The organism is Cupriavidus sp. HPC(L), from assembly GCF_000307735.3.
GTDB lineage: Bacteria > Pseudomonadota > Gammaproteobacteria > Burkholderiales > Burkholderiaceae > Cupriavidus.
Genome location: NZ_AMPR02000151.1, coordinates 1 through 7,415 on the forward strand (window position 1 = coordinate 1; position 7,415 = coordinate 7,415).

At 66.3% G+C, this 7,415-nt stretch carries 7 protein-coding genes; all 7 read left to right on the top strand.

Features of this window, described 5'->3' with window-relative positions:
- Nucleotides 1-780: RIP metalloprotease RseP (gene rseP / locus B551_RS10650; protein ID WP_023264056.1), on the top strand; the 780-nt coding region annotated here is incomplete at its 5' end.
- 129 nt (nucleotides 781-909) lie between these two features.
- The gene (gene bamA / locus B551_RS10655) at nucleotides 910-3,210 is read left to right on the top strand and encodes an outer membrane protein assembly factor BamA (protein ID WP_043438778.1); all 2,301 of its coding nucleotides are present in this window, start codon (nucleotides 910-912) and stop codon (nucleotides 3,208-3,210) included.
- Between the two features lie 13 nt (nucleotides 3,211-3,223).
- Nucleotides 3,224-3,751, top strand: coding sequence for an OmpH family outer membrane protein (locus B551_RS10660; protein WP_006577559.1), 528 nt, complete (start codon nucleotides 3,224-3,226; stop codon nucleotides 3,749-3,751).
- 34 nt (nucleotides 3,752-3,785) lie between these two features.
- Nucleotides 3,786-4,892 (top strand): UDP-3-O-(3-hydroxymyristoyl)glucosamine N-acyltransferase, encoded by a 1,107-nt coding sequence (lpxD, locus tag B551_RS10665; protein ID WP_006577560.1) that lies wholly within the window; start codon nucleotides 3,786-3,788, stop codon nucleotides 4,890-4,892.
- Nucleotides 4,889-5,341, top strand: a complete 453-nt coding sequence (gene fabZ / locus B551_RS10670; RefSeq protein ID WP_006577561.1) for a 3-hydroxyacyl-ACP dehydratase FabZ — start codon at nucleotides 4,889-4,891, stop codon at nucleotides 5,339-5,341. The genes lpxD and fabZ overlap by 4 nt, the downstream gene beginning before the upstream one ends.
- 108 nt (nucleotides 5,342-5,449) lie before the next feature.
- Nucleotides 5,450-6,253 (top strand): acyl-ACP--UDP-N-acetylglucosamine O-acyltransferase, encoded by an 804-nt coding sequence (lpxA, locus tag B551_RS10675; protein ID WP_023264058.1) that lies wholly within the window; start codon nucleotides 5,450-5,452, stop codon nucleotides 6,251-6,253.
- A 107-nt stretch (nucleotides 6,254-6,360) separates the two neighbouring features.
- Nucleotides 6,361-7,415: lipid-A-disaccharide synthase (gene lpxB / locus B551_RS10680; protein ID WP_253281343.1), on the top strand; the 1,055-nt coding region annotated here is incomplete at its 3' end.

Below are 7,415 nucleotides of genomic sequence, written 5' to 3' on the forward strand. Positions count from 1 at the left end.
CCCGAGCGCGATCCGCTGGCCACGCTGGGGCTCGCGCTCAAGGGCGGGCCGGTGACGATCCGCGAGGTGCTGCCCGATTCGGCCGCCGAACGCGCCGGCCTGCGCGCCGGCGACCGCGTGCTGGCGTGGCAGGGCGAGCCTATCCGGCAGGCCGATCAGCTGATCCGCGCGGTGCGCGCCAATCCGGGCGCGCAGGCGACGCTGTCGATCGAGCGTGAAGGCAGCACGCTGCAGGTGCCGGTCAAGGTCGACGCGGTGCCGGACGACAGCGAAGGGGCGCAGCAGAAGACGAAGGAGGGCGGCGGCAAGGCGGCGACCGCCGGCAAGCTCGGCGCGGCGCTGACGCAGGCCGTGCAGATGGAGACCGTGCGCGATGCCCCGCTGCAGGCGCTGGCCCGTGCCGGACAGCAGGTATGGGACACCAGCGTGCTGTCGCTCAAGCTGCTCGGCCGCATGCTGATCGGCCAGGCTTCGCTGCAGAACCTCAGCGGTCCGCTGACCGTCGCCGATTACGCCGGCAAGGCCGCGAACCTCGGCTGGCAACCGTTCGTCGGCTTCCTGGCGCTGGTCAGCGTCAGCCTCGGCGTATTGAATTTGTTACCCATTCCGGTATTGGACGGGGGGCATTTGCTGTATTATTGCGTTGAATTTTTGACTGGCAGGCCCGTTCCAGACCACTGGCAGGCTGTGCTGCAGAAGGTCGGCATTGCCTGCATCTTGCTCCTGACTTCGCTCGCCTTGTTCAACGACGTCAGCCGCCTGTTTCTCGCGCGCAGCTAGAATCCGGTGCGCAACGACGTAGCGGCGTGCCGCGGCACCGGCCACGGCGACCGTTGCGGACCTCGTCGCGAGGCCGCCCGGCGAAGCATCAGAGCCCAATCCTGCATGGAATCAAAGAGGGGATCAAGATTGATCAGACATAAGCGCATCTCGCTTAGCATGCTGGCGAGTGCCATCATCGCGGCCTGGGCACCGGCGGGCTGGGCCGCGGATCCGTTTGTGGTCAGGGATATTCGGGTAGAAGGGCTGCAACGGGTCGAACCCGGTACGGTCTTCGGCTATCTGCCAGTCAAGGTAGGCGAGACCTTCACCGACGACAAGGGCGCCGACGCGATCCGCGCGCTCTACAACACCGGCTTCTTCAAGGACGTACAGATCCGCGCCGAGGACGGCGTGCTGGTGGTCCATGTCGAGGAACGCCCGGCCATCTCGCAGCTCGAGTTCGTTGGCATCAAGGAATTCGACAAGGACACGCTGCGCCGTTCGCTGCGGGCCGTCGGCGTGGCCGAGGCGCGCTACTACGACCGCGCGCTGATCGACAAGGCCGAGCAGGAACTGAAGCGCCAGTACGTCGCGCGCGGTTACTACGCCGCCGAGGTGCAGACGACGATCACGCCGGTGGACCGCAATCGCGTCTCCGTCGTGTTCAACGTCGACGAAGGCCCGATCGCCAAGATCCGGCAGATCAATATCGTCGGCAACAAGGCCTTCAAGGAAGGCACGCTGCGCGACGAGATGCAGCTGTCGACGCCGAACTGGCTGTCCTGGTACACCAAGAACGACCTGTACTCGAAGCAGAAGCTGACGGCCGACCTCGAAGCGCTGCGCTCGTTCTACCTGAACCGCGGCTATCTCGAGTTCGCGATCGAATCGACCCAGGTGTCGATCACGCCGGACAAGAAGGACATCTACCTGACGCTGAACATCAAGGAAGGCGACCAGTACAAGGTGTCCGACATCCGCCTGGCGGGCGAGCTGCTCGGCAAGCAGGAAGAAATGGAGAAGCTGCTGACCCTGAAGAAGGGCGACATCTTCTCGTCGGAAAAGCTGACGCAGAGCACCAAGGCCATCACCGACCTGATGGGCACCTACGGCTATGCGTTCACGACGATCAATCCGCAGCCGCAGATCGACCGCGAGAAGCGCGAGGTCGCGCTGACGCTGATGGTCGACCCGGGCCGCCGCGTCTACGTGCGCCGCGTCAACGTGGTCGGCAACAGCAAGACGCGTGACGAGGTGGTGCGCCGCGAGATGCGCCAGATGGAAAGCTCGTGGTTCGACAGCGAGAAGCTGACGCAATCGCAGGCCCGCATCAACCGCACCGGCTACTTCACCGACACCAACATCACCACCGAGGACGTGCCCGGCGCGCCCGACCAGGTCGATGTGAACGTCAACGTCACCGAGAAGCCGACTGGCCAGATCAGCCTGGGCATGGGCTTCTCGTCGACCGACAAGCTCGTGCTGCAGGCCGGCCTGCGCCAGGACAACGTGTTCGGTTCGGGTACCAGTCTGGGCCTGGACGTCAACACCGCGAAGTCGTTCCGCACGATTGCCCTGACGCAGTACGACCCGTATTTCACCGTCGACGGCATCAGCCGCTCCACCGACATCTACTACCGGACCTCGCGCCCGCTGTACTACATCGGCGACCAGGACTACCGGATCGTGTCGACCGGCGGCGGCTTCAAGTTCGGCGTGCCGTTCTCCGAGAACGACACGGTGTTCTTCGGCATCGGCTACGAGCGGACCGAGCTGACGGTGTCGAACAACACGCCGATCCAGTACCAGCGCTGGGTGCGCGAGAACGGCGACGTCACCAACAACTTCCCGTTCACGATCGGCTGGGCGCGCGACCGCCGCGACAGCGCGCTGATCCCGACCAAGGGCCCGTACACGCAGGCCAACCTTGAAGTCGGCCTGCCCGGCATCGGCGACACGCAGTACTACCGCGCCACGCTGCAGCAGCAGTACTACTATCCGCTGTCGAAGGCGTTCACGCTGGCATTCAACGGCGAAATCGCCTACGGTCACGGCTATGCCGGCAAGGACTTCCCGGTCTTCAAGTACTTCTACGCCGGCGGTATCGGCTCGGTGCGCGGCTACCAGACCAGCACGCTGGGCCCGAAGGACCAGAACGGCAACCCGATCGGTGGCGCGTCGAAGGTGATCGGCAACGTCGAATTCATCTTCCCGCTGCCGGGCTCCGGCGTGGACCGCACGCTGCGGCTCTTTACGTTCTTTGATTTCGGTAACGTGTACCAGGAAGGCGAGGCGCCGCGCTTCAGCGACCTGCGGTATTCGACCGGTCTCGGCCTGTCGTGGCTGTCGCCGATCGGTCCGCTGAAGGTCAGCGTGGGCTTCCCGCTCAAGCGCGAAGAGGGCGACCGCACCCAGCGCTTCCAGTTCCAGATCGGTACCGCGTTCTGACAGAGGTCGATTCATGAAAAATACAACCCGCATCATCCAGTCGTTCGCCGTCGCCGCCGCAGCGGCGGCCGCGCTGACGGTGGCCGCGCCCGCCGGCGCGCAGGAAACCCGCATTGCCGCCGTCAATTCCGAACGCATCCTGCGCGATTCGCAGCCGGCCAAGCAGGCTCAGGTCAAGCTGGAGCAGGAGTTCTCCAAGCGCGACCGCGAGCTGCAGGACATGGCCCAGAAGATCAAGGGCATGGCCGACCGGCTCGACAAGGACACCGCCGTGCTGGCGGACGCCGACCGCCAGCGCCGCCAGCGCGAGCTGGCCGACCTGGACCGCGAATTCCAGCGCAAGCAGCGCGAATTCCGCGAGGACCTGAACCAGCGCCGCAACGAGGAACTGGCGCAGGTGCTCGAGCGCGCCAACCGCGTGATCCGGCAACTGGCCGAGCAGCGCAAGTACGACCTGATCGTGCAGGAAGCCGTCTACGTCAATCCGCGCATCGACATCACCGACGATGTGATGAAGGCCCTGAACGCCGGCGGCAAGTAAGCCGTCCGCGTTCGTCGTTCCAGGAAGTACCGCGATGAAGACACCCACACTGGGTCAGCTCGCCACGGACACCGGCGCGCAAGTTGTGGGTGATCCCACGCTGGCCGTGCGCGGCCTCGCGCCGCTCGATCAGGCAGGGGAAGGGCAGCTGTCCTTCCTGTCCAATCCGCTGTATCTGCCGCAGGCGCTGACCTCGTCGGCCACCGCGGTGATCGTCTCGCCGGCCGACCTCGACCGCATTCGCGAGCAGGGCCGCGCCGACGGCCGCAACTGGCTGGTCGCGCGCAATCCCTATGTCTGCTTCGCGCGCATCGCGCAGCAATTCGACCGCGCCGCCAACCACGACCCGCGCACCGGCATCGATCCGCGCGCCAGCGTCGCGGATGATGCGGTGGTGCCCGCCTCCTGCTATATCGGCCCCAATGTCGTGATCGAAGCCGGCGCCCGGCTCGGCGAGCGCGTGCGCGTGCTGGCCAATACCTATATCGGCGCCGGCGCGCAGATCGGCGACGACACGCTGCTGTACGCCAACGTATCGATCTATCACGGTTGCGTGGTCGGGCAACGCTGCATCGTCCACAGCGGCGCGGTGATCGGGGCCGACGGTTTCGGTTTTGCGCCGGACATTCGACCCGACGGCGTCGAATACGTCAAGATTCCGCAGACCGGCCGCGCCGTGCTCGGCGACGATGTCGAGATCGGCGCCAACACCGCGATCGACCGCGGCGCGATGGGCGATACCGTGGTCGAGGACGGCTGCAAGATCGATAATCAGGTCCAGATCGCGCATAACGTGCGCGTCGGCGCCCATACCGTGATCGCCGGCTGCGCCGCGATCGCGGGCAGCACCAAGGTAGGCCGCTTCTGCGTGATCGGCGGCTCGGCCAATTTCGCCGGCCATCTGCAGATCGCCGATCGCACCACGGTATCGGGCGGGACCTCGATCACCAAATCGATCGCGAAGCCGGGCCAGCATTTCACCAGCGTGTTTCCCTTCCTGCCGCATGGCGACTGGGAGCGCAACGCCGCCATCGTGCGGGGGCTGTCGAAGCTGCGCGAACGCGTGGTGCAGCTGGAGAAGCGCCTGCGCGGGCAGGGCCCGGACGCCACGACAAAGAATACGGAAGAGAAATCATCATGACCGCCACCGACATCGACATCCGCCAGATCCTGAAGCTGTTGCCGCATCGCTATCCGATCCTGCTGGTGGATCGCGTGCTCGAATTCGAACCGCAGAAACGGATCAAGACGCTGAAGAACGTCACCATCAACGAGCCGTACTTCCAGGGCCATTTCCCCGGCGCGCCGGTGATGCCGGGCGTGATGATCCTGGAGGCGCTGGCGCAGTCGGCCGGCCTGCTGACCTTCGGCGCGGACATGGAGCGCAAGGAAGGCTCGCTGTACTACTTCGTCGGCATCGACGGCGCCCGCTTCAAGCAGGTCGTCTACCCTGGCGACCAGCTGCATATGCATGTCTCGGTCGAACGCTATATCCGCGGCATCTGGAAATTCAAGGCCCACGCGACCGTCGACGACAAGGTCGCCTGCGAGGCCGAGCTGATGTGCACCGTCAAGCAGGCTGACGCCTGACGCCACGGCGCCAGGCGCCGTCTTGACGCGGCGCCCGCGAACGTGAACGCGAACGTGAACGCGAACGCGGGCGCGCCGCCCACCACAAGATCGATAGGACTTTCACGCATGACGCAAATCCATCCCACCGCCCTGGTCGACCCGAAGGCCGAACTGGCGGCCGACGTCAGCGTCGGACCGTTTTCCATCGTCGGTCCCCATGTACGGATCGGCAGCGGTACCGTGATCGGTTCGCACACCACGATCGAAGGCCACACCACCGTCGGCGCGGACAACCGCATCGGACCGTACGCGTCGGTCGGCGGCGCGCCGCAGGACATGAAGTACCGCGACGAGCCGACCCGGCTGGTGATCGGCGACCGCAACCGCATCCGCGAATTCACGACGATCCATACCGGTACGGTGCAGGACGAGGGCCTGACCAGCATCGGCAACGACAACTGGATCATGGCGTACGTGCATATCGCGCACGATTGCCGCGTCGGCAACCACACCGTGTTCTCGAGCAATGCGCAGATCGCCGGCCACGTGCAGGTCGGCGACTGGGCCATCCTCGGCGGCATGAGCGGGGTGCACCAGTTCGTGCGCATCGGCGACCACGCGATGCTGGGCGGCGCCTCGGCGCTGGTGCAGGACGTGCCGCCGTTCGTGATCGCGGCCAGCGACAAGAACGGCAACAAGGCCACGCCGCACGGCATCAACGTCGAAGGGCTGCGCCGGCGCGGTTTCGATGCCGGCCAGATCGCCGCGCTGCGCCAGGCCTACAAGCTGCTGTACAAGTCGGACCTGGGCTTTGACCAGGCCCAGGCCGAGATCGGCCAGATGCTGGCCCAGGCCGACGCGAGCACCGCCGTGCCGCTGCGCGCCTTCCTCGAATTCATCGCCGCGACCAAGCGCGGCATCGTGCGCTGAAGCCCGGCGTCGCCATGGCCGACGCGAAAATGCAGCCGATTCCGGTCATCGAACCCCAGGCCGCCGCCGCGCCGTCGGCGCTGCCCGGATTGCGTGGCGAGATCGCGATGGTGGCCGGCGAGGCCTCGGGCGATCTGCTGGCCTCGCTGCTGTTGTCGGGGCTGCAAGCGCGGCTCGGCGACGCGGTGTCCTACTCGGGCATCGGCGGGGCCCGCATGATGTCCCAGGGCTTTGTCTCGCATTGGCCGATGGAGACGCTGTCGGTCAACGGCTATGTCGAGGTGCTGGGCTCGCTGCGCGAGATTCTGGCGACGCGGCGCGCGATCCGCGACCGCCTGCTGGCCGATCCGCCGCTGTGCTTCATCGGCGTCGACGCGCCGGACTTCAACTTCGGCCTGGAAGTGCCGCTGCGCCGCGCCGGCATTCCGGTGGTCCACTTCGTCAGCCCCTCGATCTGGGCCTGGCGGGGCGGGCGCATCCGCACCATCGCGAAGGCCGTCGACCATATCCTCTGCCTGTTCCCGTTCGAGCCGGAGATCTACGCCAAGGCCGGCATTGCCGCGACCTATGTCGGCCACCCGCTGGCCGACGTGATTCCGATGGTGCCCGACGTCGAAGGCGCGCGTGCGAAGCTGGGCCTGCCGGCGGGGCGCCGCGTGGTCGCGGTGCTGCCGGGCAGCCGGCAGTCCGAAGTCCGGCACCTGGGCGCGACGTTCTTCGCCGCGATGGACCAGATGCGGCAGATGGACAACGCGCTGGCCTTCGTAGTGCCGGCGGCCAATGCGTCGCTGCGGGCCGTGATCGAATCGCATGCCAGCGAGTATCCTGAACTCGACGTGACCATCGTCGACGGCCAGTCGCATCTGGCGATGGAGGCGGCCGACGTGGTGCTGCTGGCCAGCGGCACCGCGACGCTGGAGGCGGCGCTGTACAAGAAGCCGATGGTGATCTCGTACAAGGTGCCCTGGCTGACCGCGCAGATCATGAAGCGGCAGGGCTATTTGCCCTACGTCGGGCTGCCGAATATCCTGTCGGGACGCTTCGTCGTTCCCGAGCTGCTGCAGGACGACGCCACGCCCGAGGCGCTGGCGCGCGAGACGCTGCTGCAGTTGAACGACCAGGACAACACCGCCTTCCTGTACGAGCACTTCACGCAGATGCA

What these genes read in the sequence shown, in the direction of transcription:
- B551_RS10660 (WP_006577559.1), top strand. Translation starts at nt 3,224, where the DNA reads ATGAAAAATACAACCCGCATCATCCAGTCGTTCGCCGTCGCCGCCGCA.
- lpxD (WP_006577560.1), top strand. Translation starts at nt 3,786, where the DNA reads ATGAAGACACCCACACTGGGTCAGCTCGCCACGGACACCGGCGCGCAA.
- fabZ (WP_006577561.1), top strand. Translation starts at nt 4,889, where the DNA reads ATGACCGCCACCGACATCGACATCCGCCAGATCCTGAAGCTGTTGCCG.
- lpxA (WP_023264058.1), top strand. Translation starts at nt 5,450, where the DNA reads ATGACGCAAATCCATCCCACCGCCCTGGTCGACCCGAAGGCCGAACTG.